Source organism: Burkholderia sp. D-99 (assembly GCF_011605345.1).
GTDB lineage: Bacteria > Pseudomonadota > Gammaproteobacteria > Burkholderiales > Burkholderiaceae > Burkholderia.
Genome location: NZ_JAAOXM010000012.1, coordinates 121,794 through 146,217, shown reverse-complemented (window position 1 = coordinate 146,217; position 24,424 = coordinate 121,794). Strand labels below are relative to the sequence as shown.

The following is a 24,424-nucleotide window of genomic DNA, read 5'->3' as shown; positions in this document are numbered from 1 at the left end:
TGACGGACGGGAATCGCCCTGCGTGATACGTCAGCCGTCCACCCAGCGCAGCGCGCCGATCTTCAGGTGTTCGACGACGCTACGCGCCCAATCGAGCTCCGCATTGAGCAGCACCAGCGCATGTTCGTTCTGCAGCAGGAACAGGCGCGGCACCTGGTCGGCCTGCGCGGTGGCGCGCAGCGCTTCCAGCCGTTCGCGTTCGGCGTCGAGCCGCGCAATCCGCAGTTCGAGTTGATGGCGGGCATTTTCGGCGTCGAGCAGCGGCAGGAACGCGAGGCCCGCGCCGAACGCCGGGAATTCACGCGCGGGCTCCGCGAGCAGCGCATGCAGCCACGCCTGCCCGGCCGTGTGCCCGGCCTCGGTCAGCGCATACAGCGTGCGCTCCGGAAAAGCGCCGTCGCGTTCGGTGTCGTGCACGGCGATCAGCCCGTCGCGCAGCAGCCGGTCGATCGTCTGGTAGAGGCTCGTGCGCTGCCGTACGTTGACGACTTCGTCGTACCCGCGGGCCTTCAGTTGCTGCAGCATCCCGTATGGATGCATCGGCGTTTCGGTGAGCGTCGCGAGGACGGCCAGCGCGAGCGGGGATGGGCGGCTCGTGGACATGAATAGTTATTAAGTGTCTAGTAAGAATATAACTATTCTCGCCGAGACTATCTTATTTCACAAGGGTTTCAGCCGAGGTGCGAGCGCTTCGCAGCCGGCGCGACGGTTTCCATCGTCGCGAGACCATGCACGATGCCGCAATCCTCGACCGAATGCTCGCCGACGCACTGGCGGCGCAATTCGGTGAGCTGGTCGCGCAGATGCGTGAGTTCCGCGAGGCGCGCATCGACGTGCCCGATGTGTTCGTCGAGTAGCGAATTGATCGAATCGCAGGGATCGGCCGGTGTGTCGGTGAGCTGCAGCAGCGCGCGGATTTCGTCATGCGCCATGTCGAGCGCGCGGCAGTTGCGGATGAAGCGCAGCCGTTCGACATGCACGTCGGTGTAGTTGCGGTAGTTCGAGTCGGTGCGCTCTGCATCCGGCATCAGACCCTCTTTCTCGTAGAAACGGATCGTCTCGGGTGTGCAGCGGGCCGCTTTGGCCAGTTCGCCGATCTTCATGCCTTTCTCCCGTGTAAGGGTTGACCTTGTAGTGGCTTCAGGGTGTTAACTCTACACCGTCAAGCCACAAAGGAGGTTGTCATGACCGACGCCAAGCGTACCCACGACCCACGACACCGCCATGCCGGCGGCGCCGATACGTGCTGCGCCGATCCGCGCGACACGCAGCTGGCGACCGTTGCCGATGCGGCGCCGGCGGCCGGCGAGCACGCGCACGGCGAGGCCGACTCGCACCGCCATGACCACGATCACGATCACGCACGCGGCGATACGCATGTGCATGGTGCGTCGTGCTCGCACGGGCATGCCAAGCATGGCGAAGCTGGCCACGATCACGACCATGCATGCGGTGATACGCATGCGCACGGTGCGTCGTGCTCGCACGGGCACGCCAAGCATGGCGAAGCTGGCCACGATCACGACCATGCACACGACGACACGCATGTGCACGGTGCGGCGTGCTCGCACGGGCATGCCAAGCATGGCGAAGCTGGCCACGATCACGACCATGCACGCGGCGATACGCATGTGCACGGTGCGGCGTGCTCGCACGGGCATGCCAAGCATGGCGAAGCTGGCCACGATCACGACCATGCGCACGACGACACGCATGTGCACGGTGCGGCGTGCTCGCATGATCACGCAGCGCTCGACCATGCCGGTCACGACCACGACCACGACCACGACCACGATCACGCGGCCGGCGACTGCTGCGCGCCTGCCGCGCTGACGCTCGCGCCGCTGCCGGTCGCGCAGGCGACCGCGTCGGGCCACGTGCGCTCCGCGTTCCGGATCATGCAGATGGACTGCCCGACCGAGGAAACGCTGATCCGCAAGAAGCTCGGCGGGATGAACGAGGTGTCGGCGCTCGAATTCAACCTGATGCAGCGGATGCTGACCGTCGACCACGTGCCGGGTGCTCAACCGGCGATCGAAAGCGCGATTCGCACGCTCGGGATGACGCCCGAGGCAGCCGCGGCCGGCGCGCCGGCGTCGCGCGTCGTCGACGCGCCCGCGAAGCCGTGGTGGCCGCTGGCGCTGGCCGGCGTCGCCGCGATCGCGTCCGAGGGCGCGACCTGGGCCGGGCTGCCCGTGTGGCTCGCGGCGGCGCTCGCGCTCGCGGCGGTGCTCGCGTGCGGACTCACCACGTACAAGAAGGGCTGGATCGCGATCCGCAACGGCAACCTGAACATCAACGCGTTGATGAGCATCGCGGTGACGGGTGCGATGGCGATCGGCCAGTGGCCCGAAGCCGCGATGGTGATGGTGCTGTTCACGATTGCCGAGCTGATCGAGGCGAAGTCGCTCGACCGCGCGCGCAATGCGATCCAGGGCCTGATGCAGCTCGCGCCGGACACGGCGACCGTGCAGCAGGCCGACGGTTCGTGGCGCACGATCGAGGCCGCGCAAGTGGCACTCGGCGCGGTCGTGCGCGTGAAGCCGGGCGAGCGGATCGGGCTGGACGGTGAAGTCGTCGCGGGCCGCTCGACGGTGAACCAGGCGCCGATCACCGGCGAGAGCCTGCCCGTCGAGAAGACGACCGGCGACGCCGTGTACGCGGGCACGATCAACGAATCGGGTTCGTTCGAATACCGCGTGACGGCCGTCGCGGCGAACTCGACGCTCGCGCGGATCATCCACGCGGTCGAGGAAGCACAGGGCGCGAAGGCGCCGACGCAGCGCTTCGTCGACCAGTTCGCGCGCGTCTATACGCCGATCGTGTTCGCGGTCGCGCTGCTGGTGGCGGTGGTGCCGCCGATCGTGATGGGCGGCGCGTGGCACGACTGGATCTACCGCGCGCTGGTGCTGCTCGTGATCGCGTGCCCGTGCGCACTGGTGATCTCGACGCCGGTGACGATCGTGTCGGGGCTCGCGGCCGCGGCGCGACGCGGGATTCTCGTGAAGGGCGGCGTCTACCTGGAAGAAGGGCGCAAGCTCGCCTGGCTCGCGCTCGACAAGACCGGCACGATCACGCATGGCAAGCCGGTGCAGACCGACTTCGACCTGCATGCGACCGATGCCGATACGGTGCGTGTGCGGTACCTCGGTGCGAGCCTCGCGGCGCGCTCCGATCACCCGGTGTCGCAGGCGATTGCTGCCGCGGCCCGTGACGCCGGCACGACGGCATTTGCCGATGTGCAGGAGTTCGAAGCGATCGTCGGGCGTGGCGTGCGCGGCACGATCGACGGCACGCGCTACTGGCTCGGCAACCACCGGCTCGTCGAGGAGCTCGAGCGCTGCTCGACGGCCCTCGAAGCGAAGCTCGATGCGCTCGAGCGGCAGGGCAAGAGCGTCGTGGTGCTGGTCGACGAAGCGCGCGTGCTCGGCATCTTCGCGGTGGCCGACACGATCAAGGACACGAGCCGTGAAGCGATCGCCGATCTGCACGCGCTCGGCATCCGCACCGCGATGCTGACGGGCGACAACCCGCATACCGCGCAGGCGATTGCGAAGCAGGCCGGCATCGACGACGCGCGCGGCAACCAGTTGCCGGAAGACAAGCTCGCGGCGGTCGAGGAACTGTCCGCCGGCGGCGCGGGTGCGGTCGGGATGGTCGGCGACGGGATCAACGATGCGCCGGCGCTCGCGCGCGCCGACATCGGTTTCGCGATGGGGGCGATGGGCACCGACACGGCGATCGAGACGGCCGACGTCGCGCTGATGGACGACGACCTGCGGAAGATTCCCGCGTTCGTGCGGCTGTCGCGTGCGACGCATCGCGTACTGGTGCAGAACATCGGCTTCGCGCTCGGCGTGAAGATCGTGTTCCTCGGCCTCACGGTCGCGGGGCTCGGCACGATGTGGATGGCAGTCTTCGCCGACGCGGGCGCAAGCCTGATCGTCGTGGCCAACGGTTTGCGGCTGCTGTCGTCCTCGGGGGCGTTCGGTGGCGCGCAGGCCAAGCGTTGAGGAGCACGCGATGAGCTTTCTGAAACGAATCCTGGGCGGCCACGGCGGTGGGCACGGCAACGGCGGCAACAGCGGCCACGGTGGCGGGCATCACGGCGGGCAGCGCCAGGACGGGCATGGCAGCCACGATGCGCGCGGCCGCGATCGCCACGGCTGGGGTTGGCAGGCGCCGGCCGACAGTCGAGGCGGCCAGGGCGGCAATGTGCCGCTGAGCCAGCTCGCCTGTGCGGGCTGCGGCGCACTCAACGCGACGGATGCGCGCTTTTGCGCGCAGTGCGGTGCCGCGCAACGCGGCAAGTCCTGCAGCCGCTGCCACTCGGCACTGGCGGACGACGCCCGGTTCTGTCCCGGGTGCGGGACGCAGGCCGCGTAAGCATGTCGACCATTCGTACCGGCGGCGCATGAGCGCCGGCCGGCGCGGTTCGTTTCACGGCCGGTGCCGGCGCACCGGCCTTTCGATCAGCGCACCGGCTCTTCGATCAGCGCAGCGGCAGGTAGATCTCGGTGCGCAGGTCGGCCGGCGCCGCATCCATCGGCGTATTGAGGTACAGCTCGAACGGCGGCGCGTCGGCGGCTTCGCGGCCCGAATGACGCAGCCAGTCGCCGTAGAGCCACTGGTAGGCCGTCTTCAGGTCCGCATACGGCCCCGTATGCAACAGCACCGCGTATTCGCCGCCCGTCACCGTCGCGCGCTCCACCGGCGGCACGGGCTCGACGTCCGGCGTGCCGTCGGCCGGCATGAAGCAGGCCTTCGCACGCAACTGCGCTTCGGGTGTCGTGTCCGGATCGTCGTAGAAGATCCCGATCATCTTCGCGCCCGGGCCGATCAGTCCGTGCTGCCCGACCCACGCGCCGATCCGCATGAACGCTTCGCTCACCTTCAGGTACGAACCGGTGTATGCCACCGCATAGCCGTGCAACTCGGGCAACCGCCGGATCTCGACTTCATGCTTGAACATGTCTTCTCCTCCTCGCTGTAGCGGATAGATGGGCCGGTGGCTGCCCGTGCGCCGGTGCTGCGCGGGGGCGGCACGCCGTACGCGTCGCGAAACGCCCGCGCGAACGCGTGCGTCGAACCGTAGCCCGCGCGCCGCGCAATTTCGTCGATCGGCCGCGCCGTGCACACGAGATCCGCGGACGCGCGCACGATCCGCATCCGCCGCACCGTCAGCACGATCGACTCGCCGTACCGCGCGATAGACGCGCTGCCGTTGACACGGCGACAGGCACGCGACTTCGGCGAGCCGGTTCAGGTCGAGCGGGCCGTCGAGATGCGTGCGAATGGTTTCGTGAACGCGCGCCACGCTGGCCGCGTAGCGGATCCAGGCAGGCTGGTCGGGTTTCGTTTCGACGGTCATCGGCGTGTCCGCGCTGGAACCGACGCCACGGTAGCACGGCCCGAATGGGTCAATCTTGCGGAAATGCGTAGGAGGCCGACAAATCAGGCCCTTTTTTATTGTGACGAAATGGGGTCTTGCCCCCCTGCGATCTACGACTAAAGTTAAAGACGGTGAAATCGGGTGATCGCGTCATTTTTCTCGGGTAAGTTGCTCCGTCGGGGCAGCACGCTTTTCGAAGTACGCAGGTAGTTCGTCGATGTTCAATCGCAACACCACGTTTTCGGGAGAAGAAGAAATGGATGCTTCCAGCTTCATCACGTCGCTGCAGGCCACGCTAGGGGGGTATCTGCCAAAGATCGCCGGCGCGATCGGCATCCTGGTGATCGGCTGGCTGATCGCCGTCGTGGTGCGGGCCGGCGCGATGCGCCTGCTCGGCGCGCTGAAGGTCGATCAGCGGATCACCGACAGCACCGGCCAGGGCGCGTGCGTCGAGCGCATCATCGCGGGCGGCCTGTTCTGGCTCGTGCTGCTCGTCACCGCGGTGGGCATCTTCAACGTGCTCAACCTGTATGCGGTCTCCAACCCGTTCTCGCTGCTCGTCACGCACATCGTCAACTACCTGCCGAACCTGATCGGCGGCGCGGCGCTGACGCTGATCGCGTGGCTGATCGCGTCGTTGCTGCGCAGCCTCGCGAACCGCGCGCTGAAGGCGAGCAAGATCGACGACAAATTGTCCGAAGGCGCTGGCATGCAGCCGATGAGCGGCTATCTCGGCGACGTGCTGTTCTGGCTCGTGATCCTGATGTTCCTGCCGGCGATCCTCGCGTCGTTCGCGCTGTCGGGGCTGCTGTCGCCGGTGCAGGGGATGGTCGACAAGCTGCTCGCGATCGTGCCGAACCTGTTCGCGGCCGCGGTGATCGGCATCGTCGGCTGGATCGTCGCGCGCGTGCTGCGCGGCCTCGTGACGAACCTGCTCGTCGCCGCCGGTGCCGACCGCCTCACGCAGCGTCTCGACAGCCCGACGCCCGTGCGCGTGTCGAGCCTGATCGGTACGATCGTCTACGTGTTCGTGTTCGTGCCGACGCTGATCTCCGCGCTCGACGCGCTGAAGATCGACGCGATCTCGGTGCCGGCCACCAACATGCTGAACCAGTTCCTCGGCGCGGTGCCGGACATCGTCGCGGCGATCGTGATCGTGCTCGTCACGTTCTACTTCGCGCGCTTCGTCGCATCGCTTGCGCAGAAGCTGCTGGAAGCCGCGGGCGTCGACGGGCTGCCGGCCGTGCTCGGCGTCGATCGCGTGTTCTCGGGCATCCTGCAGCCGTCGGTGCTGGTGGGCCGGCTGATCGTGTTCTTCGCGATGCTGTTCGCGTCGGTCGAAGCCGCGAACCGGCTCGGCTTCTCGCAGGTGCGCGACGTCGTCACGCTGTTCATCGAATTCGGCGGCCACGTGCTGATGGGCGGCGTGATCCTCGTGATCGGCGTGTGGCTCGCGGGCCTCGCGCGCCGCGTGATCGAGCAGGCCGACCGCGAGCACAGCGTGCTGTTCGCGCGCATCGCGCAATTCGCGATCCTCGGCCTCGTGTTCGCGATGGGGCTGCGCGCGATGGGCATCGCGAACGAGATCGTGCAGCTTGCGTTCGGCCTGGTGCTCGGTGCGATCGCGGTGGCGGTGGCGCTGTCGTTCGGCCTCGGCGGCCGCGAAGCAGCCGGCAAGCTGCTCGACCGCTGGTTCAACCAGCGCGGCGGCGGGCAGTAACGCCACGCGCGCACATCCCGTCCGGTCGCGTCGCCTGGCCGGACGGTATTGCACCTTCCATCGTTGTATCGCGTGGCGCGCGAACGGCACGCGGCAGCGCGCGTTCTGGCGTCGCCGCATGCGTGCGACCGCCGCGCCCGATCCGGCACAGGCCGCAGCGGCGTATCCGGCTCATCGCCGGGTGGCTTCGTCACCCGGCGCGGCCGGCGTTTCCGCAAGCGAAACGTAACCCGCGATCTTTGCCGAATTTCGATAACACGTCGTTTAATGACTCTCTAGCATCGATTCTCAGTCGCGCAGGCCGCCAGGCCCGGCGCCTTTGAGGAGAGAGTCCGATGAAAGCAGAGTCGAATGGCCGGCCCGTTGCCGGCGCCAAGTCGTCCGGCCAGCCCGCGCTGCAGCAGACGCTCGGGACCTGGCAACTGTGGGGCATCGCAGTCGGCCTCGTTATCTCCGGCGAATACTTCGGCTGGAGTTACGGCTGGGCGAGCGCCGGTACGCTGGGCTTCGTCGTCACCGCGCTGTTCGTCGCGGCGATGTACACGACCTTCATCTTCAGTTTCACCGAGCTGACGACGTCGATCCCGCATGCGGGCGGCCCGTTCGCGTATGCGCGCCGCGCATTCGGCCCGACGGGCGGCTATATCGCCGGCGCGGCTACGCTCGTCGAGTTCGTGTTCGCGCCGCCCGCGATCGCGCTCGCGATCGGCGCGTACCTGCACGTGCAGTTCCCGGGCCTCGAGCCCAAGCACGCGGCAATGGGCGCGTATCTCGTGTTCATGGCGCTGAACATCGTCGGCGTGCAGATCGCCGCGACCTTCGAGCTGGTCGTCACGCTGCTGGCGATCTTCGAGCTGCTGGTGTTCATGGGCGTCGTGTCGCCGGGCTTCGCGTGGAGCAACTTCATGAAAGGCGGCTGGTCGGGCGCCGATCATTTCAGCGTCGGCGCATTCCACGGGATGTTCGCGGCGATCCCGTTTGCGATCTGGTTCTTCCTCGCGATCGAAGGCGTCGCGATGGCCGCCGAGGAAGCGAAGAACCCGAAGCGCTCGATCCCGATCGCGTACGTGGCCGGGATCCTGACCCTCGTTGCGCTCGCGATCGGCGTGATGGTGTTCGCCGGCGGCGCGGGCGACTGGACCAAGCTCGCGAACATCAACGATCCGCTGCCGCAGGCGATGAAGTACATCGTCGGCGCGAACAGCGGCTGGATGCACATGCTCGTGTGGCTCGGGCTGTTCGGCCTCGTCGCGTCGTTCCACGGGATCATCCTCGGCTATTCGCGCCAGATCTTCGCGCTGGCCCGCGAAGGTTACCTGCCGGAATGGCTCGGCAAGGTGCATCCGCGCTTCAAGACCCCGCACCGCGCGATCCTCGCGGGCGGCGTGGTCGGCATCGCTGCGATCTACAGCGACGAGCTGATCCAGTTCGGCGGGCAGACGCTCACCGCGAATATCGTGACGATGTCGGTATTCGGTGCGATCGTGATGTATATCGTGAGCATGGCGTCGCTGTTCAAGCTGCGCCGCTCGCAGCCGAACATGGCGCGGCCGTTCCGCGCGCCGCTGTACCCGATCTTCCCGGCCTTCGCGATCCTGGCGGCGCTCGTCTGCCTCGGTACGATGGTGTACTTCAACGGGCTGGTCGCACTGGTGTTCCTGGGCTTTCTCGCGGTCGGCTACGCGTACTTCCTCGCGACGCGTTCGCAACGTGAGAGTGCGCCGGGCGACGTGCTGCTGGAGGAGTGAGCAGGTGAAGGTGAACGGCCGTTCCTGACGGCATCCGGCGCGCCCCGTCGAACGGGCGCGCCGTCGGCTTTTGGCAAGGAGACTCGCACGATGTCCTACACGGAGACGATCGGACCGCGCACGTACCGCTTCGCGGACCTGAAGACGCTGCTCGCCAAGGCGAGCCCGCTGCGTTCCGGCGACCAGCTCGCCGGTGTCGCAGCGGCGAGCGAGGAGGAGCGCGTCGCCGCGAAGATCGCGCTCGCGGGCGTGCCGCTGAAGGCATTCCTGAACGAAGCGGTGATTCCGTACGAAGACGACGAGGTCACGCGCCTCATCGTCGACGATCACGACGCTGCCGCGTTCGCGGAAATTTCGCATCTCACCGTTGGCGATTTCCGCAACTGGCTGCTGTCGCCCGCGGCCGACGGCGCGGCGCTCGAACGCATCGCGCCGGGCCTCACGCCCGAGATGGTCGCGGCCGTGTCGAAACTGATGCGCAACCAGGACCTGATCGCGGCGGCGAGAAAGCGCCGCGTCGTCACCCGGTTCCGCAACACGGTCGGGCTCGCCGGCCGGATGTCGGTGCGGCTGCAGCCGAACCACCCGACCGACGACGTGAAAGGGATCGCCGCATCGATGCTCGACGGGCTGATGTACGGCTGCGGCGACGCGATGATCGGCATCAACCCGGCCACCGACAGCCTCGCGGCGATCGTGAAGCTGCTCGCGATGATCGACGGGTTCCGCGAACGCTACGGCGTGCCGACGCAGTCGTGCGTGCTCACACACGTGACCAATACGATCGCGGCGGTCGAGAAGGGCGCGCCGGTCGATCTCGTGTTCCAGTCGATCGCGGGCACCGAGAAGGCGAATGCGAGCTTCGGCATCTCGCTCGCGCTGCTCGGCGAGGCGCGCGAGGCCGCGTTATCGCTCAAGCGCGGCACCGTCGGCAACAATCTCATGTACTTCGAGACGGGCCAGGGCAGCGCATTGTCGGCGAACGCGCACTTCGGCGTCGACCAGCAGACCTGCGAAGTGCGCGCGTATGCGGTGGCGCGCAAGTTCGAGCCGTTCCTCGTGAACACGGTGGTCGGCTTCATCGGGCCCGAATACCTGTACGACGGCAAGCAGATCATCCGCGCGGGGCTCGAGGATCACTTCTGCGGAAAGCTGCTCGGCGTGCCGATGGGCTGCGACATCTGCTACACGAACCACGCGGAAGCCGACCAGGACGACATGGACACGCTGCTGACGCTGCTGGGCGCGGCCGGCATCAACTTCATCATGGGGATTCCGGGCGCGGACGACGTGATGCTGAACTACCAGAGCACGTCGTTCCACGACCAGCTCTACGTGCGCGAGGTGCTCGGCCTGCGCCGCGCGCCGGAATTCGAGGAGTGGCTGGAGACGATGGAGATCGCCGACGCGCACGGTGCATTGCGCGCGGCGACGTCGCGCGTGCCGCTTCTGGCCGGCGCGAACGACTGGATGGGGATTTCGGCATGAGCGACGCCGTCGAAAAGAATCCGTGGGGCCAGCTGAAGTCGTTCACGAACGCGCGGATCGCGCTCGGCCGCGCGGGCAACAGCCTGCCGACCGCGCCGCTGTTGGCCTTCAACCTGTCGCACGCGCAGGCGCGCGACGCGGTGCACCAGCCGCTCGATTCGGACGTGTTGCGTCGCGAGCTGGAAGCGGCCGGCTTCGCGACGCTCGGCGTGCAGAGTGCTGCGCCCGATCGCCAGCATTACCTGCGCCGGCCCGACCTCGGCCGCAAGCTGTCCGACGACGGGCGTGCGCTGCTCGCCGGCCACGGCGCGGCGCTCGACGAGGCGCCCGATGTCGTGTTCGTGGTCGGCGACGGGCTCTCGGCGTTCGCGGCCGCGAAGCAGGCACTGCCGCTGCTGCAGGCCGTGCGGCCGCGGCTCGACGCGGACGGCTGGCGGATCGGCCCGGTGGTGGTCGCGACGCAGGCGCGCGTCGCGCTCGGCGACGAGATCGGAGAATTGCTGCGCGCGAAGGTCATCGCGATGCTGATCGGCGAGCGGCCGGGGCTCAGCTCGCCGGACAGCCTCGGCGTGTACCTGACGTGGGCGCCGAAGGTCGGTTGCCACGACGCGCTGCGCAACTGCATCTCGAACGTGCGGCCCGAAGGGCTGCCGTACGCGGGGGCTGCGCACAAGCTGCATTACCTGATGACGCATGCGCGCAGGCTCCAGCTGACGGGCGTCGGGCTGAAGGACGACAGCGATGCGTTGTTGCCGCAGGCGGAAGCGGAGCGGATCGGGGCGGACTGAAAAGGGTCGCACGCGGGCCGCTGCCGCGTGGCGGGTTGCGTGCCGTTCGGGCGGCACGAGGGGCGGCCGTCGAGGCGCCCGTTACCCGGCTACCTGAACAGCCGCTCGCACAGAAAATCGACGAACACGCGCAGCTTCGGTGACAGCTGCCGGCTCGACGGCCACACGATCGAGAACTGCCCCGGTGCGATCCGGTAGTCGTCGAGCACGGTGACGAGTGCGCCGTGTTCGAGCGCGTCGCGCGCGAGGAAGTCGGGCATGTAGCCGATGCCGAGCCCCGCGAGCACGGTGCCGCGCAGCGCTTCCATGTTGTTGCAGGTCATCGCGGTGCGCAGCTTCAGCGGCGTGCCGTCGTCGGCCGCGAGCGCCCAGTCCTGCAGCTTGCCGGTGGTCGGGAAGCAGTAGCGCACGCAGTCGTGCGCTTCGAGGTCGCGCGGCGTGCGCGGCGTGCCGGCCTGCGCGAGATACGCGGGCGTCGCGCACAGCACGAACGCGAACGGGCCGAGCCGCCGCGACATCAGGCTCGAATCGGACAGCGGCCCGCTGCGGATCACCGCGTCGAACCCGCCTTCGACGACATCCACCATCCGGTCGTTGAAATCGAGATCGAGCTCGACGTCCGGGTAGCGCTGCCGGAATTCGGGCAGCACCGGCAGCAGGAACCGATAGCCGATCACCGGCAGGCTCACGCGCAGCTTGCCGCGCGGGCGCTGCGCGGAGGCCGTGACGGTCGCTTCCGCGTCGCGGAAATCCTCGAGGATCCGCTGGCAGCGTTCGTGGAAGTGCCGCCCCTCCTCGGTGAGCGTGACGCGGCGCGTCGTGCGGTTGAAAAGCCGCACGCCGAGCGACTGTTCGAGCTTCGCGATCGTCTTGCCGACCGCCGACGCCGAGATGCCGAGCGCGCGGCCGGCCGCGACGAAGCTCAGCGCTTCGGCGGTGCGGACGAAGGCGACGATGCCGGTCAGGTTTTCCATCGAATCGAAGTGCGCGCGACGATGCACGCAGTGACGTGAATTGCGGAATTTTAGTCCGTTATATGTGGAGCTTCGCGTGGTTTTTCGCGAATTGAATCGGATTTATCTTCTGTCGCTCTGACGGCGCATCCGCGCCGGCGTTTCGAGGAGCGATGATGGATCAGCCTGTTTCAGCCGTTTCGGCCCAGTCGGCACGCCGGCGCGCATGGGTGCTGGCCGCCGTCTGCATGGCCGCCGTCGCGCTGCCGCTGTCGTTTTCGGGCGGCGCGGTCGCGACGCCCGCGATCGGCCGCGACCTGCACGGCGGTACGGTCGCGATGAACTGGATCACCAACGCGTTCATGCTCGCGTTCGGCAGCTTCCTGATGGCGGCGGGCGCGCTGGCCGACCAGTTCGGCCGCAAGCGCGTGTTCGCGATCGGCGTCGGCGGCTTCACGCTGATGTCGGTCGCGCTCGCGTTCGCGCCGTCGATGCTCGCGGTCGACCTGCTGCGCGCCGCGCAGGGTCTCGCGGCGGCCGCGGCGCTCGCGGGCGGCACGGCCGCGCTCGCGCAGGAGTTCGACGGCGCGGCGCGCACACGTGCATTCAGTCTGCTCGGCACGACCTTCGGCATCGGGCTCGCGTTCGGGCCCGTGCTGGCCGGCGCGCTGATCGGGCATGCCGGCTGGCGCGCGATCTTCGTGACGAGCGCGGTGGCCGGCGGCCTGTCGCTCGGCTTCGGGCTGCCGCGCATGCACGAGTCGCGCGACCCGCATGCGACGGGGCTCGACTGGCCCGGCACGGCGGCATTTACCGCCGCGCTGACGCTGTTCACGTTCGGCGTGATCGAGGCGCCCGCGCGCGGCTGGTCGGACGCGCTCGTGATCGCGCTGCTGGCCGGCGCGGTGCTCGGCGCCTGCGCGTTCGTGGCGATCGAGACGCGGGTTGCGCGGCCGATGCTCGACCTGTCGCTGTTCCGGATTGCGCGCTTCGTCGGCGTGCAGGTGCTGCCGGTGTCGACCTGCTGCTGCTACATCGTGCTGCTCGTCGTGCTGCCGCTGCGCTTCATCGGCATCGACGGCTTCAGCGAGATCGACGCCGGCTGGCTGATGCTCGCGATTTCCGCGCCGATGCTGGTCGTGCCGCTCGTCGCGGCGACGCTCACGCGCTGGTTGTCGGCCGGCGTGATCTCCGGGCTCGGGCTCCTGATCGCGGCGGCCGGGCTCGTGTGGCTGGGCGTCGCGCTGCGCGGCGGCGCGGGGCCCGCGGCGATCGCGCCGATGCTGGCGATCGGCGTCGGGGCAGGCATGCCGTGGGGGCTGATGGACGGGCTGTCGGTGAGCGTCGTGCCGAAGGAGCGCGCGGGGATGGCGACGGGAATCTTCAGCACGACGCGCGTGGCCGGAGAGGGGATCGCGCTCGCGATCGTCGGCGCCATATTGGCCGCGCTCGCGCAGACGGGGCTGCGACAGGCGGCCGGCGCCGCCGGCACGCCCGACGCGACGCTGCGTGCGGCCGCGCGGCTCGCGACCGGTGATCTCGCGGGCGCGGCGGCCGCGCTGCCGGGTGTCGGGCACGCGGCGCTGCTAGCGAGTTACACGCATGCGTTCGACCGGTTGCTGATCGGGCTGGCGGTCGTCACCGTGCTGTGTGCGGTGGTGGTGTTCGTGTTCCTCGGCGGGCGGCGAGCGGCTGCCGAAGGGGGCGACGAAACCGACGGGCACGCACATGCCGACGTGCCGGTGCGCAGCCGGATCGACGCGGCTTGTACGGAGGCGCACGGGCGTTGAGCGTCGCGTCGCCGCAGTGCACGGGCGCTTCGGTCGCGGCCGCCGGGGCGCCGCCTCAATTCGTCATTGCCGTATCCGCGCGCCGACGATACTCCACGCGCATCACGCGCATCACGCGCATCACGCACATCACGCGCATCAAGCACATCAAGCACATCAAGCACATCAAGCACATCAAGCACATCAAGCACATCAAGCCAGCACCAGCGGCGGCAGCGCCGCATCCGCGCGTGCCTGTGCCTGTTCCACTTCAACCACCACATAGCGCCGCGCGTCCGGCCACAGGTGAGCATGGCCTTCCGCATCCTGGTCGATCGTCGCGCGGCCCTGCACGAGCCAGGTCGTCTGGCGCACGAAATCGACGAACAGCAGCGCGACGGCCGGATTCACGAGCAGGTTGCCGATCGTGTTGAACAGGTTGTTGCCCGCGAAGTCGGGCAGCACGAGTGTGCGGCGGTCGGGCATGTCGACGAGCGGTTCGAACGAGCCGTCGGCGCGTGGCTGGCGGCCGCGGTACGAGCAGTCGCTGTTGCCACCTTCGTCGGCGGTCGCGACGATCAGGAACGCCTGCTCGCGGATGAACGCGATGGCGTCGTCGGTCAGGGGGCCGCGGTCGCTCATGGTGTCGGTCGGCGCACGCGCCGTTGCGTGGGAATGCGCGATGCGCACGCAAGCGACATGCCACGTGTCGCGGCCGGCATCCGCGCACCGGCGCGCGTGCGCACTGTGGAAATGTCGAACACCGGCCCGGCTGCTGCGCAATCGCGCTGTTCAGAATCGGCACACCCGTCATGCTGCGCGAGTGAACACGGCACGGTACGCACGCGGGCCGGCCGTGGTCGCCGTGTTTCCGTCCTCTTTGGCACGCATGTTGCGTAAACGGGGGCAGCGCATTCCAACCGGCGCTGTACTCACACAAGCACGATGAACAGGAGACATGCATGAACCCGTTTGACCTGAAGCAACTGGGCCTCGACGTCGAATACCCGTACCGTCAGCAATACGACAACTACATCGGCGGCAAGTGGGTTCCGCCGGTGAAGGGTGAGTACTTCGAGAACGTATCGCCGATCAACGGCCAGCCGTTCTGTCGCGTGCCGCGCTCGGGCGCCGACGATATCGAGCTGGCGCTCGACGCCGCGCATGCCGCGCGCCGCAAGTGGGGCAAGACGTCCGTGGCCGAGCGCGCGAACCTGCTGCTCGCCGCCGCCGACCGGATGGAAAAGAACCTGAAGCTGCTGGCCGTGGCCGAAACCATCGACAATGGCAAGCCGCTGCGCGAGACGATGGCAGCCGACCTGCCGCTCGCGGTCGACCACTTCCGCTATTTCGCGGGCTGCATCCGCGCGCAGGAAGGCGGCATCTCCGAGATCGACGACAACACCGTCGCGTACCACTTCCACGAGCCACTCGGCGTCGTCGGCCAGATCATCCCGTGGAACTTCCCGCTGCTGATGGCCGCATGGAAGCTCGCGCCGGCGCTCGCGGCCGGCTGCTGCGTCGTGATGAAGCCGGCCGAGCAGACGCCCGCGTCGGTGCTCGTGCTGATGGAGCTGATCGGCGACCTGTTCCCGGCCGGCACGATCAACATCGTGAACGGCTTCGGCAAGGAAGCGGGCGAGGCGCTCGCGACCAGCAAGCGGATCGCGAAGATCGCGTTCACCGGCTCGACGCCGGTCGGCAAGCACATCCTGCGTGCGGCGGCCGACAGCCTGATCCCGTCGACGGTCGAACTGGGCGGCAAGAGCCCGAACATCTTCTTCGCCGACGTGCTCGACCAGGACGATGCGTTCCTCGACAAGGCACTCGAAGGGCTCGCGATGTTCGCGCTGAACCAGGGCGAAGTGTGCACGTGCCCGTCGCGCATCCTGATCCAGGAATCGATCTACGAGAAATTCATCGAGAAGGCCGTCGCGCGCGTCGAGCGCATCAAGGCCGGCCATCCGCTCGACCTGCAGACGATGATCGGCGCGCAGGCGTCGCAGCAGCAGCTCGACAAGATCCTGTCGTACATCGACATCGGCCGCGGCGAAGGCGCGCAATGCCTGACGGGCGGCGAGCGCACGGCACCGGCGGCCGAGCTCGGCACGGGCTACTACGTGAAGCCGACGATGCTGCTCGGCAACAACAAGATGCGCGTGTTCCAGGAAGAGATCTTCGGGCCGGTCGCGTCGGTGATGACGTTCAAGGACGAGGCGGACGCGATCGAACTCGCGAACGACACGTTCTACGGGCTCGGCGCGGGGGTGTGGACGCGCAACGGCACGCGTGCGTACCGGATGGGCCGCGAGGTCGAGGCTGGTCGCGTGTGGACCAACTGCTACCACCTGTATCCCGCGCACGCGGCGTTCGGCGGCTATAAGCAGTCGGGGATCGGCCGCGAGACGCACAAGATGGCGCTGTCGAACTATCAGCAGACGAAGTGCCTGCTGGTCAGCTACCAGGCCGAGGCGCTCGGGTTCTTCTGACCGGGTCGTCAACGCAGTGGCAAAGCGCCGGGAGCGGCCGGTCGGCGGAGCAGCGCCGGCCGGTACGACAGCCGGGGTTCGATGGTGGTGTGCGTCGCGCGCGGGTTGCGTTCAACGTTTGATGGCCGGGTGACGTTTGCCCGTCCGTCGAGCGGTGCGCATGCAGGTGCGATGCGCCGTCCATCGGCCCATCCGGTCACCCGGCACTTCGCCATTTTCGACTTCGACATCCGTCCCCCGGCGTCAGCCGTGCATCGTCGCGGTCGGCGCCGGAAACGATACCGGCAGTCGCGCGCTCGCGGCGGCACGGTGTGCCGATGCGTGCAACGAAAACCAGCATGGCAGAACCGCCCCGATCCTTTCCGCGTCACCCCGTGTTCCACGCGGGCGAACTCGACGCGCAGCACCGCTTCGGCGTCGCCGACGAAGCCGAGCGGATGAGCGACGTCGTCACGACACGCGTGAGCATCGGCGTGCGGCAGTTCGTCGAATCGCAGCCGTTCATGTTCGTCGGCACCGCATGCGGCTCGCGCACATCCGTGACCTGCGACATCGTGCCGAGCATGCGTGATGCGAACGGCGATCTGCTGCCGGTCGTCCGCGTGACCGACACGAAGACGCTGCGGTTCGCGTTGCCCGCTCTCGGCGACGGCGGCCGGATCGACGCGGCGATGTGCGACGGCAGCGGTGTCGGGTTGCTGTTCGTCGACTTCGTGCGCGGCATCTGCTACCGGATCAACGGCCGCGCCACGCTGCGTGCCGATTTGCCCGAAGCGGACGCGGCACCGTGGCCGGCAGGAAGCGCGATCGTCGAGCTGGCGGTCGCTCAGGCGTATGGCAATTGCGGCACGCGGGTCGTACGGCTGAAGCCGGCCTGGTAGCGGTATTCGGTGGCCGGCGGCGGTTGATATGCGCGGTCGCCGCGCGGATCGCACCGGCGGCGTGCGCGGCACGCCGCCTTCGGGTGCGCCCGTATCGCGCGCGCCGGCCGGATAGCGTGGAATGACGGGTTGTTCGCCGGGCCATGCGGTTCGGCACGGGACTTGCGTGACACGCGTGGTTCCGGGCAGGTGAGGGAGGACACGATGGACCAACACGTGGCGTGTAGCGAAGAACCGACGGCCGAGGACACGCGGCGCAACGCGCAGGGTGACGATGCGCTGGCCGGGCAGGCGGTCGTGAGCGTCGCGCATGACGCCGACGAGCAGGCGCGCAACCTGATCGGCTGGCGGCAGACCTACGACCAGCTCGCGGCCGGCCGCTTCGTCGGCACGCTGACCGAGCTGCCGCTCGACACGATGAAGCTGTTCCGGGAATCGACGAGCCACCTGCTGCGCCAGGCGTGCGAGGTGCGCGGCGATGCGTACTGGTTCGGCATCCCGGTCGTGAGCGACGGCACCGCGCGTGTCGATGCGTGGCGCATCGGACCCGGCGCGCTCGCGTTCCGGCCCGGCAACGTCGAATTCGAACTGGTGACGCCCGCGCAGTTCTCGATCTACGGTGTCGTCGTGCGCGGCGACGTGCTGCGCCGCTATGCAGAGGAGGTCGAACGCCGTGCGCTCGACGAGCGGCTGTTCACGCAGCGCGTGATGCAGGTCGGCGATGCGCGGCTCGGGCACCTGTGTGCACTGCTCGGCCGCCGGCTCGACGGGGCGGTGGCGATGACCGGCCCGCTGGCCGACGCACAGCGCGACGACCTGCAGGCCGAGGTGCTGGCCGCGCTGTTCGATGTGTGCGCGCAACCGGCCGACGACGATGCCGGCCGGGCGCCGTCGATGCGCCGCTGGATCGTCGAACAGGCACGCGACTACGTGCTCGCGCACCGCACGCGCCCGGTCGGCGTGCCCGAGCTGTGCGAGCAGTTGCACGTGAGCCGGCGCACGCTGCAATACTGCTTCCAGGACGTGCTCGGCATGGCGCCCGCCACCTACCTGCGCACGCTGCGGCTGAACGGCGCGCGGCGCGACCTGTGCGGTCGCGCGGCCGGGTCGGTGCAGGACGTGGCGGAGGCGTGGGGCTTCTGGCATCTCAGCCAGTTCGCGACTGATTACCGGCGGCTGTTCGGCAAGCGGCCTTCGGAGACGCTGCGCGAGCGCGCGGTGATGGTGGCGGTGGGGTGAGCGCCGGAGCAGCAGTTGGAGCGAGTCCGGCTCAGGCTCCGGCTCAGGCTCAGGCTCAGGCTCAGGCTCAGGCTCAGGCTCAGGCGGCACGGGCACGCTACTGCGCCTTCGGCCACGCGGTAGGCGCTCGCGTCCGGTTTTCCTATGCGGCGGTCGCCGCGGCCTTGCGCGGCGCGGGCCAGGCCAGCGCGTTCCAGTCGATTGCCCGGTAAGCGGCTTCGACCGCCGTGAGATCGGCCGGTCGCTCGCTGCGATGCAGCCCGCGCAATTCGGCCGGCACGTCGAGCGCAACCGGCACGCAATGCGGATAGTCGCGTACGCGCAGCGCCGGCCCGATCGTCGTGAAGCACCCGAGCGTCGGCACGTCGAAACCGTCGGCGAGATGCAGCGCGGCGGTGTCGGGCGCGAACAGCAGGCTGGCGCCCTTGACCCATGCGATGAACCGGGCCGTATCGCCGGCCGCATCGGCGCTCACGTCGACATACGCGGGATGCGCGACGGGCCCGAACCCGGCCACCGGCAATCCGTAGCGCAGGGCGAGCTGTTCGACGAACGTTGCCCGGAGCGCAGGCGGCACGCTGCGCAATGCGGTGCTCGCATTCGGGCAGAACAGCACATACGGACGCTGCCATTGCGCAGGCAACGCCGGCAACGGCAGCCGCGCGAGCCAGCGGTTGCGCTTGGCCGATGCCGGCACCGATGCGGGTTCCACGCCGAGCGCATCCAGGAAGAAATCGATCATCGGCAGCCGCGCGAACGCGGGCCAGTACAGGTGATTGCCGACGTCGATGCACGGCGCGTCCACCGGCAGCGCGTCGGCGGGGTAGGGCAGCGCGCGCGACGGCGCGACGATGTCGGCCGCGAGCGCATACAGCGTGTCGACGTAGCGCGGCGCGCGGGCCGGCCGGTACAGCGTGAAGCGCAGGCCCGGGTGCGCGGCGCGCAGCGCGGCGAGGGCGGTGAGCCCGATCACCGAATCGCCGAGCGTGACGCCCATCCCGTTGATCACGTGCACCTGCCGTGCGCCGCCATAGTCGAGCCGGAACGGCCGGTGCGCGGCGTGCAGCAGGCCGCGCGCGGGCGCGGCCGGCACGTGGCCGGCGACACGCGCGCCGCCGTGCTCGAGGTCGTAAGGCGCGACGAGCGTGCCGTCCGGTGCGAGCAACGTGCCGGGGAGCGCGAGCGCGTCGTCGTGCGACAGCGCGACGGCGGGCGGCGCGGCATGCGTGTCCACCGTCATCCGCCGCGTGCGCGGCGGCCCTGTTCGCGGATCTGTTCGAGGGTTGCGGCCGGCGTGCTGGCGTCCTGCGGAATGCGGATCTCGATCAGCGCGGGCAGCCCGCAGGTCAGTGCGCGTTCGAGCGCGGGCGCGAAATCGGCGGTGCGCTCGACGATCTCGCCATGCGCGCCGAACGCGCGCGCATACGCGGCGAAATCGGGATTCGTGAGCCCCGTGCCGTGCACGCGGCCCGGGTAGTTGCGCTCCTGATGCATGCGGATCGTGCCGAAATGCCCGTTGTTGACGACGATCGCGACGATGTTCAGCCCGTACTGCATCGCGGTCGCGAGCTCGTTGCCGGCCATCATGAAGCAGCCGTCGCCTGCGAGCGCGACGACGGCCCGCGACGGGTACAGCGACTTCGCGGCGAGCGCGGCCGGCAACCCGTAGCCCATCGCGCCGCTGGTCGGTGCGAGCTGCGAGCGGAAGTGCCGGTACGCGAAGTGGCGATGCAGCCAGATCGCATAGTTGCCGGCGCCGTTGGTGAGGATCGCGTCGTGCGGCAGGCGCTCGCGCAACTGCACCATCACGTCGCCGAGCTGGACGTCGCCGGGCATCGGCAGCGGCGCATGCCATTCGCGATACGCGCGATGGGCATCGGCGGCGGTGCCGGCCCACACGGGGTGCTCGGGCGGCTCGAGCGCGGCGAGCGGCGCGGCGATCTCGGGCATCCCGGACACGATCGGCAGGTCGGCCGCATACACGCGGCCGAGCTCGTCCGCGCCCTGGTGCACGTGGACCAGCGTCTGGCGTGTCTTCGGGATGTCGAGCAGCGTGTAGCCGCCGGTCGTCGCTTCGCCGAGGCGCGGCCCGATCACGAGCAGCAGGTCGGCGTCGCGGATGCGCTTCGCGAGCGCGGGGTTGATCCCGAGCCCGACGTCGCCCGCGTAGTTCGGGTGCGCGTTGTCGATCGTGTCCTGGTAGCGGAACGCACAAGCCACCGGCAACTGCCAGCGCTCGACGAAGGTGCGCAGGTTCGCGCACGCTTCGGGCGTCCAGCCGCTGCCGCCGACGATCGCGAACGGCCGTTCCGCGCGCGCGAGCCGCTCGCGCAGCTCGTCGATCTGCGCGGCCGACGGCGCGGCCGCGACGCGCTTCGCGGCCGGCACGACGGGCTGCGGCGCACATGCTTCGGACAGCACGTCCTCCGGCAGCGCGAGCACAACCGGGCCGGGCCGGCCGGACGTCGCGACGTGGAATGCATGGCTCAGGTATTCGGGAATGCGGCGCGGGTCGTCGATCTGCGCGACCCATTTCGCCATCTGGCCGAACATCCGCCGGTAGTCGATTTCCTGGAAGGCTTCGCGGTCGAGGTGCTCACGCGCGCACTGGCCGACGAACAGGATCATCGGCGTCGAATCCTGGAACGCGGTGTGCACGCCGATCGACGCATGGGTCGCGCCGGGCCCGCGCGTGACGAACGCGATGCCGGGGTGGCCGGTCAGCTTGCCGACCGCCTCGGCCATGTTCGCGGCGGCCGCCTCGTGGCGGCAGACGACCGTCTGGATACGCGCGGTGTCGTCCGCGAGCGCATCGAGTACGGCGAGGAAGCTCTCGCCCGGCACGCAGAACACGCGTTCGACGTGATTGGCGAGCAACGCATCGACGAGCAGTCGCGCGCCGGTGGTGGCGGGCTGCTCGAGATCCTTGGAATGCGACATGGGCTGCCGTCTCCCTGGGTAGCGGGACGTACAGCTTACGCCTGTCGGCGGGGCGCCGGTACGCCGGCCGGTGAAAAGTGTCGGAACGGGGTGGGCGGGCGGCAGGGAACATGGATCGAACATTTCGGGTCCGATACGCATGCATACCATTCATCCATTCAGAATCGGCGATTCCTGGGCCGTGTCGATTCCCGACGAACTGGCCTATGAATGCGACGATATCGCACTCGAAATCGAGCGTGTCGGCGACGAGCTTCGTATTCGACCGGCAAGACGACCGTTATCCGGCGTGCTGGCAAAATTCGCGCAATTCGACGCAGGGATGACGGTGGAAAGACTCGACGAACACGGGCAGGGCGAGCGCGAGCCTCTTTGAAGCTGCGTACGCCCGCCCGCCATCATTACCTCAACACTCGACGATATTCACCGCGAGCCCGCCGCGCGACGTTTCCTTGTACTTCGTCTTCATGTCGGCACCCGTCTCGCGCATCGTCTTGATCACGGAGTCGAGCGACACGTAGTGCGAGCCGTCGCCGCGCAGCGCCATGCGCGCCGCGTTGACGGCCTTCACCGATGCCATCGCGTTGCGCTCGATGCACGGGATCTGCACCATCCCGCCGACCGGGTCGCAGGTGAGGCCGAGGTTGTGTTCCATCCCGATTTCGGCCGCGTTCTCGACCTGGTGCGGCGTGCCGCCGAGCACGGCCGCGAGCGCGCCGGCCGCCATCGAGCACGCGACACCCACTTCGCCCTGGCAGCCGACTTCCGCGCCGGAGATCGACGCATTCAGCTTGTAAAGAATGCCGATCGCGGCGGCCGTCAGCAGGAAGTCGATCACGCCTTGCTCGTTCGCACCGGGCGTGAAGCGCGTGTAGTAGTGCAGCACGGCCGGGATGATGCCGGCCGCACCGTTGGTCGGCGCGGTGACGACGCGGCCGCCGGCCGCGTTTTCCTCGTTGACCGCGATCGCGTACAGGTTGATCCAGTCGATCATCGACAGCGGATCCTGCAGCGCGCGCTCCGGGCTGCCCGTCAGCGTGCGGTACAGCTGCGGCGCGCGGCGCTTGACCTGGAACGGGCCGGGCAGGTTGCCGTCGGCATCGGGGTTGCCGATCCCGCAGCCGCGCGACACGCACGACTGCATCACGGCCCAGATCTTCAGCAGGCCGTCGCGCGTCTCTTCCTCGGTGTGCCACGCGCGCTCGTTTTCCCACATCAGCTGCGCGATCGACTTGCCGGTCGATTCGGTCAGCGCGAGCAGCTCCGCGCCGCTGCGGAACGGGTGCGTCATCTGCTCGGCCGCGCTCAGCACCTTCGTGTTCGGCGCGCCGGCCGTCACGACGAAGCCGCCGCCGACCGACAGGTAGGTGCGCTCGACCAGTACCGCGCCGTTCGCGTCGGATGCGCGCAGTTTCATCCCGTTCGGATGCTCGGGCAGCGCCTGGCGGTAGAACGCGATGTTCTCTTTCAGCACGAACGGCACCGAATGCGTGCCGAGCAGCGCGAGCTTCTTCGATTTGCGGATGTCTTCCAGGCGCGCGTCGATGGTTTCGGGATCGACGGTGTCGGGCGCGTCGCCGAGCAGGCCGAGCATCACGCCGCGGTCGGTGCCGTGGCCCTTGCCGGTGGCGCCCAGCGAGCCGTACAGCTCGACCTTCACGTGGGCGGTTGCATCGAGCATCCCGTCGCGCTCGAGGCCCTGGACGAACATCAGCGCCGCGCGCATCGGTCCGACCGTATGCGAACTGGACGGGCCGATGCCGATCTTGAAGAGGTCAAAGACGCTGACTGCCATTTCGATTCCTGCCTTGCTTTAAGAGTAGTGCTAGCGCGCCTGCAATGGCAGGCACGCGGCGAGCCATGCGGGCGGCGTTGGGGATAGTTGCTGCGCGACGCGGGCATAGCGCCCGTCGAGCCGCGCGGCCAGATGAAAGAGTTCGGTGGCGTTTTTCGGGTCCCACTGCCCCGTGTAGCCCGGCAGGCCGGCTTCGCGGCGCTTCGCGTCGAACGGCACCGGCGAATTCACGAATTCCTCGTGCGTTTTCTCGCCGAGCGCGTACGGCACGAGCCAGTCGAGTGCGGCGGCGAGCGTCGCGCCGTTCGCGCCGCGCTCGCGCAGCCAGTTGCGGTTGAAGCGGCGCGCGGCGAGCGCGGCCGTCACCAGCGGCTGCAGGTCGTAGACCGCGTAGTGCAGCGCATCGCGTTCCTCGAAGTCCCACGTCTTGCCGTCCGGGCCGATGTTGTCGGCGAGGTGCTCGACGAACAGCCGCTGCGCGGCGTTCATCATCCTGCGATCGCCGAGCGTGAACGCGGACAGCGCGATCAGCTTGATCCGGTGGCTCTGCCAGTTGTTGCGCCACGTACCGGTAAGCGGGCGCTTCTGCGCGTCGATCTGCGCGACATAGCCGGCGCCGAGCTTCGCGATGAACGCGGCCGTCGCGTTGCGAGTCTTGACCGGCAGCGCGCTTGCCGTCATGTCGTACGCGACGATCAGGCTCTCGAAGCGCGTTTCGTCGATCGGGTTGAAGCTCGGCTGGTAGGTCGCGACCCACGCGGACAGGAAGCGGTCGACGAGCTGCAGGTAGCGCGGCGCGTTCGTCACGCGCCATGCGAGCGCAGCATCGCGCATCAGGTCGAGATCCTTCAGCGCGGCGGCGCTCTGGTCGTAGATGCCTTCGTGGGGCAGCGTGCCCTCGGTGTGCACGCGCGCCATCGCCTTCGGCTGCTCGCCGATGCGTGCGTCGACGCTGCGGATCAGCGCCTGCACGCCCGGCTCGGCCTGCGTCGTCTCGCTCGCCTGCAGTGCCGGCGCCGCGCAGAAATTCATCGCCGCGCGCGCGCTGCCGGACGCGCCGAGGCCGGCGGCGGCCAACGACAGTGACGCGACGAGCATCGGCACGAAGCGGCGCGTGCGCGGCCGCCTTTGCATTGCACCATGGCCCGGAAACATCGGACGCACCATGCGGAACTCCTTCATTGGCTGGATCGCGTGTGATGTTAGCCGGATTGGCGGACGA

General features: G+C 68.7%; 19 protein-coding genes and 1 pseudogene. 11 read left to right on the top strand and 9 right to left on the bottom strand.

Annotated elements, in window-relative coordinates:
- Window positions 1-30: 30 nt before the first annotated feature.
- Both HAV18_RS31535 and cadR read right to left on the bottom strand, forming a co-directional pair.
- The gene (locus HAV18_RS31535) at window positions 31-603 is read right to left on the bottom strand and encodes a PadR family transcriptional regulator (protein ID WP_166963867.1); all 573 of its coding nucleotides are present in this window, start codon (window positions 601-603) and stop codon (window positions 31-33) included.
- 68 nt (window positions 604-671) lie between these two features.
- A complete protein-coding gene (cadR, locus tag HAV18_RS31530) occupies window positions 672-1,103 on the bottom strand; it encodes a Cd(II)/Pb(II)-responsive transcriptional regulator (protein WP_011350541.1) in 432 nt (143 codons plus the stop codon).
- An 81-nt stretch (window positions 1,104-1,184) separates the two neighbouring features.
- On the opposite strand from cadR, the gene HAV18_RS31525 reads away from it, so the two are divergent.
- Window positions 1,185-4,013, top strand: coding sequence for a heavy metal translocating P-type ATPase (locus HAV18_RS31525; protein WP_166963865.1), 2,829 nt, complete (start codon window positions 1,185-1,187; stop codon window positions 4,011-4,013).
- Window positions 4,014-4,023: 10 nt separating this feature from the next.
- Window positions 4,024-4,386 carry a zinc ribbon domain-containing protein gene (locus HAV18_RS31520; protein WP_166963863.1) on the top strand — a complete coding sequence of 121 codons (363 nt, stop codon included), beginning with the start codon at window positions 4,024-4,026 and terminating at the stop codon, window positions 4,384-4,386.
- Between the two features lie 106 nt (window positions 4,387-4,492).
- On the opposite strand, the pseudogene HAV18_RS40315 reads toward HAV18_RS31520, so the two are convergent.
- Window positions 4,493-5,371, bottom strand: a pseudogene (locus HAV18_RS40315) (GyrI-like domain-containing protein).
- A 277-nt stretch (window positions 5,372-5,648) separates the two neighbouring features.
- On the opposite strand from HAV18_RS40315, the gene HAV18_RS31505 reads away from it, so the two are divergent.
- From HAV18_RS31505 to eutC, 4 genes are all read left to right on the top strand, one after another.
- Window positions 5,649-7,112, top strand: coding sequence for a mechanosensitive ion channel (locus HAV18_RS31505; protein ID WP_166963857.1), 1,464 nt, complete (start codon window positions 5,649-5,651; stop codon window positions 7,110-7,112).
- Between the two features lie 335 nt (window positions 7,113-7,447).
- Window positions 7,448-8,860, top strand: a complete 1,413-nt coding sequence (gene eat, locus HAV18_RS31500) for an ethanolamine permease (protein WP_166963855.1) — start codon at window positions 7,448-7,450, stop codon at window positions 8,858-8,860.
- 90 nt (window positions 8,861-8,950) lie between these two features.
- Window positions 8,951-10,348: an ethanolamine ammonia-lyase subunit EutB gene (locus HAV18_RS31495; protein WP_166963853.1), complete on the top strand. Its 1,398-nt coding sequence runs from the start codon at window positions 8,951-8,953 to the stop codon at window positions 10,346-10,348.
- Window positions 10,345-11,136, top strand: a complete 792-nt coding sequence (gene eutC, locus HAV18_RS31490) for an ethanolamine ammonia-lyase subunit EutC (RefSeq protein ID WP_166963851.1) — start codon at window positions 10,345-10,347, stop codon at window positions 11,134-11,136. Before HAV18_RS31495 ends, eutC begins: the two co-directional genes overlap by 4 nt.
- A gap of 89 nt (window positions 11,137-11,225) precedes the next feature.
- Here the strand turns inward: eutC and HAV18_RS31485 are convergent, their stop codons facing one another.
- The gene (locus tag HAV18_RS31485; RefSeq protein WP_166963849.1) at window positions 11,226-12,110 is read right to left on the bottom strand and encodes a LysR family transcriptional regulator; all 885 of its coding nucleotides are present in this window, start codon (window positions 12,108-12,110) and stop codon (window positions 11,226-11,228) included.
- Window positions 12,111-12,265: 155 nt separating this feature from the next.
- On the opposite strand from HAV18_RS31485, the gene HAV18_RS31480 reads away from it, so the two are divergent.
- The gene (locus HAV18_RS31480; protein ID WP_166963847.1) at window positions 12,266-13,879 is read left to right on the top strand and encodes an MFS transporter; all 1,614 of its coding nucleotides are present in this window, start codon (window positions 12,266-12,268) and stop codon (window positions 13,877-13,879) included.
- A 192-nt stretch (window positions 13,880-14,071) separates the two neighbouring features.
- On the opposite strand, the gene HAV18_RS31475 is transcribed toward HAV18_RS31480, so the two are convergent.
- Window positions 14,072-14,500 carry a pyridoxamine 5'-phosphate oxidase family protein gene (locus tag HAV18_RS31475; protein WP_243771800.1) on the bottom strand — a complete coding sequence of 143 codons (429 nt, stop codon included), beginning with the start codon at window positions 14,498-14,500 and terminating at the stop codon, window positions 14,072-14,074.
- 320 nt (window positions 14,501-14,820) lie between these two features.
- On the opposite strand from HAV18_RS31475, the gene HAV18_RS31470 reads away from it, so the two are divergent.
- The 3 genes from HAV18_RS31470 (at window position 14,821) to HAV18_RS31460 (ending at window position 18,467) form a co-directional block, all read left to right on the top strand.
- Window positions 14,821-16,347: an aldehyde dehydrogenase family protein gene (locus tag HAV18_RS31470; protein ID WP_166963843.1), complete on the top strand. Its 1,527-nt coding sequence runs from the start codon at window positions 14,821-14,823 to the stop codon at window positions 16,345-16,347.
- Between the two features lie 338 nt (window positions 16,348-16,685).
- Window positions 16,686-17,228: a hypothetical protein gene (locus HAV18_RS31465; protein WP_166963841.1), complete on the top strand. Its 543-nt coding sequence runs from the start codon at window positions 16,686-16,688 to the stop codon at window positions 17,226-17,228.
- 204 nt (window positions 17,229-17,432) lie between these two features.
- Window positions 17,433-18,467, top strand: a complete 1,035-nt coding sequence (locus HAV18_RS31460; RefSeq protein ID WP_166963839.1) for a helix-turn-helix domain-containing protein — start codon at window positions 17,433-17,435, stop codon at window positions 18,465-18,467.
- 142 nt (window positions 18,468-18,609) lie between these two features.
- Here HAV18_RS31460 and HAV18_RS31450 read toward each other — a convergent pair whose 3' ends face one another.
- Together HAV18_RS31450 and HAV18_RS31445 are read right to left on the bottom strand one after the other, a co-directional pair.
- Window positions 18,610-19,707, bottom strand: a complete 1,098-nt coding sequence (locus HAV18_RS31450; protein WP_166963837.1) for a glycosyltransferase family 9 protein — start codon at window positions 19,705-19,707, stop codon at window positions 18,610-18,612.
- The gene (locus HAV18_RS31445; RefSeq protein ID WP_166963835.1) at window positions 19,704-21,407 is read right to left on the bottom strand and encodes a thiamine pyrophosphate-binding protein; all 1,704 of its coding nucleotides are present in this window, start codon (window positions 21,405-21,407) and stop codon (window positions 19,704-19,706) included. The genes HAV18_RS31450 and HAV18_RS31445 overlap by 4 nt, the downstream gene beginning before the upstream one ends.
- A gap of 139 nt (window positions 21,408-21,546) precedes the next feature.
- On the opposite strand from HAV18_RS31445, the gene HAV18_RS31440 reads away from it, so the two are divergent.
- Window positions 21,547-21,783 carry an AbrB family transcriptional regulator gene (locus HAV18_RS31440; protein ID WP_243771799.1) on the top strand — a complete coding sequence of 79 codons (237 nt, stop codon included), beginning with the start codon at window positions 21,547-21,549 and terminating at the stop codon, window positions 21,781-21,783.
- Window positions 21,784-21,813: 30 nt separating this feature from the next.
- Here the strand turns inward: HAV18_RS31440 and HAV18_RS31435 are convergent, their stop codons facing one another.
- Both HAV18_RS31435 and HAV18_RS31430 read right to left on the bottom strand, forming a co-directional pair.
- Window positions 21,814-23,202 carry an L-serine ammonia-lyase gene (locus HAV18_RS31435; RefSeq protein WP_166963833.1) on the bottom strand — a complete coding sequence of 463 codons (1,389 nt, stop codon included), beginning with the start codon at window positions 23,200-23,202 and terminating at the stop codon, window positions 21,814-21,816.
- Window positions 23,203-23,232: 30 nt separating this feature from the next.
- A complete protein-coding gene (locus tag HAV18_RS31430) occupies window positions 23,233-24,369 on the bottom strand; it encodes an alginate lyase family protein (RefSeq protein WP_166963831.1) in 1,137 nt (378 codons plus the stop codon).
- Between the last annotated feature and the right edge of the window lie 55 nt (window positions 24,370-24,424).

What these genes read in the sequence shown, in the direction of transcription:
- HAV18_RS31485 (WP_166963849.1), bottom strand. Translation starts at nt 12,110, where the DNA reads ATGGAAAACCTGACCGGCATCGTCGCCTTCGTCCGCACCGCCGAAGCG.
- HAV18_RS31470 (WP_166963843.1), top strand. Translation starts at nt 14,821, where the DNA reads ATGAACCCGTTTGACCTGAAGCAACTGGGCCTCGACGTCGAATACCCG.
- HAV18_RS31460 (WP_166963839.1), top strand. Translation starts at nt 17,433, where the DNA reads ATGGACCAACACGTGGCGTGTAGCGAAGAACCGACGGCCGAGGACACG.
- HAV18_RS31505 (WP_166963857.1), top strand. Translation starts at nt 5,649, where the DNA reads ATGGATGCTTCCAGCTTCATCACGTCGCTGCAGGCCACGCTAGGGGGG.
- HAV18_RS31535 (WP_166963867.1), bottom strand. Translation starts at nt 603, where the DNA reads ATGTCCACGAGCCGCCCATCCCCGCTCGCGCTGGCCGTCCTCGCGACG.
- HAV18_RS31475 (WP_243771800.1), bottom strand. Translation starts at nt 14,500, where the DNA reads ATGAGCGACCGCGGCCCCCTGACCGACGACGCCATCGCGTTCATCCGC.
- HAV18_RS31520 (WP_166963863.1), top strand. Translation starts at nt 4,024, where the DNA reads ATGAGCTTTCTGAAACGAATCCTGGGCGGCCACGGCGGTGGGCACGGC.
- HAV18_RS31450 (WP_166963837.1), bottom strand. Translation starts at nt 19,707, where the DNA reads ATGACGGTGGACACGCATGCCGCGCCGCCCGCCGTCGCGCTGTCGCAC.
- eutC (WP_166963851.1), top strand. Translation starts at nt 10,345, where the DNA reads ATGAGCGACGCCGTCGAAAAGAATCCGTGGGGCCAGCTGAAGTCGTTC.
- eat (WP_166963855.1), top strand. Translation starts at nt 7,448, where the DNA reads ATGAAAGCAGAGTCGAATGGCCGGCCCGTTGCCGGCGCCAAGTCGTCC.
- HAV18_RS31440 (WP_243771799.1), top strand. Translation starts at nt 21,547, where the DNA reads ATGCATACCATTCATCCATTCAGAATCGGCGATTCCTGGGCCGTGTCG.
- HAV18_RS31480 (WP_166963847.1), top strand. Translation starts at nt 12,266, where the DNA reads ATGGATCAGCCTGTTTCAGCCGTTTCGGCCCAGTCGGCACGCCGGCGC.
- HAV18_RS31435 (WP_166963833.1), bottom strand. Translation starts at nt 23,202, where the DNA reads ATGGCAGTCAGCGTCTTTGACCTCTTCAAGATCGGCATCGGCCCGTCC.
- cadR (WP_011350541.1), bottom strand. Translation starts at nt 1,103, where the DNA reads ATGAAGATCGGCGAACTGGCCAAAGCGGCCCGCTGCACACCCGAGACG.
- HAV18_RS31495 (WP_166963853.1), top strand. Translation starts at nt 8,951, where the DNA reads ATGTCCTACACGGAGACGATCGGACCGCGCACGTACCGCTTCGCGGAC.
- HAV18_RS31445 (WP_166963835.1), bottom strand. Translation starts at nt 21,407, where the DNA reads ATGTCGCATTCCAAGGATCTCGAGCAGCCCGCCACCACCGGCGCGCGA.
- HAV18_RS31465 (WP_166963841.1), top strand. Translation starts at nt 16,686, where the DNA reads ATGGCAGAACCGCCCCGATCCTTTCCGCGTCACCCCGTGTTCCACGCG.
- HAV18_RS31430 (WP_166963831.1), bottom strand. Translation starts at nt 24,369, where the DNA reads ATGGTGCGTCCGATGTTTCCGGGCCATGGTGCAATGCAAAGGCGGCCG.
- HAV18_RS31525 (WP_166963865.1), top strand. Translation starts at nt 1,185, where the DNA reads ATGACCGACGCCAAGCGTACCCACGACCCACGACACCGCCATGCCGGC.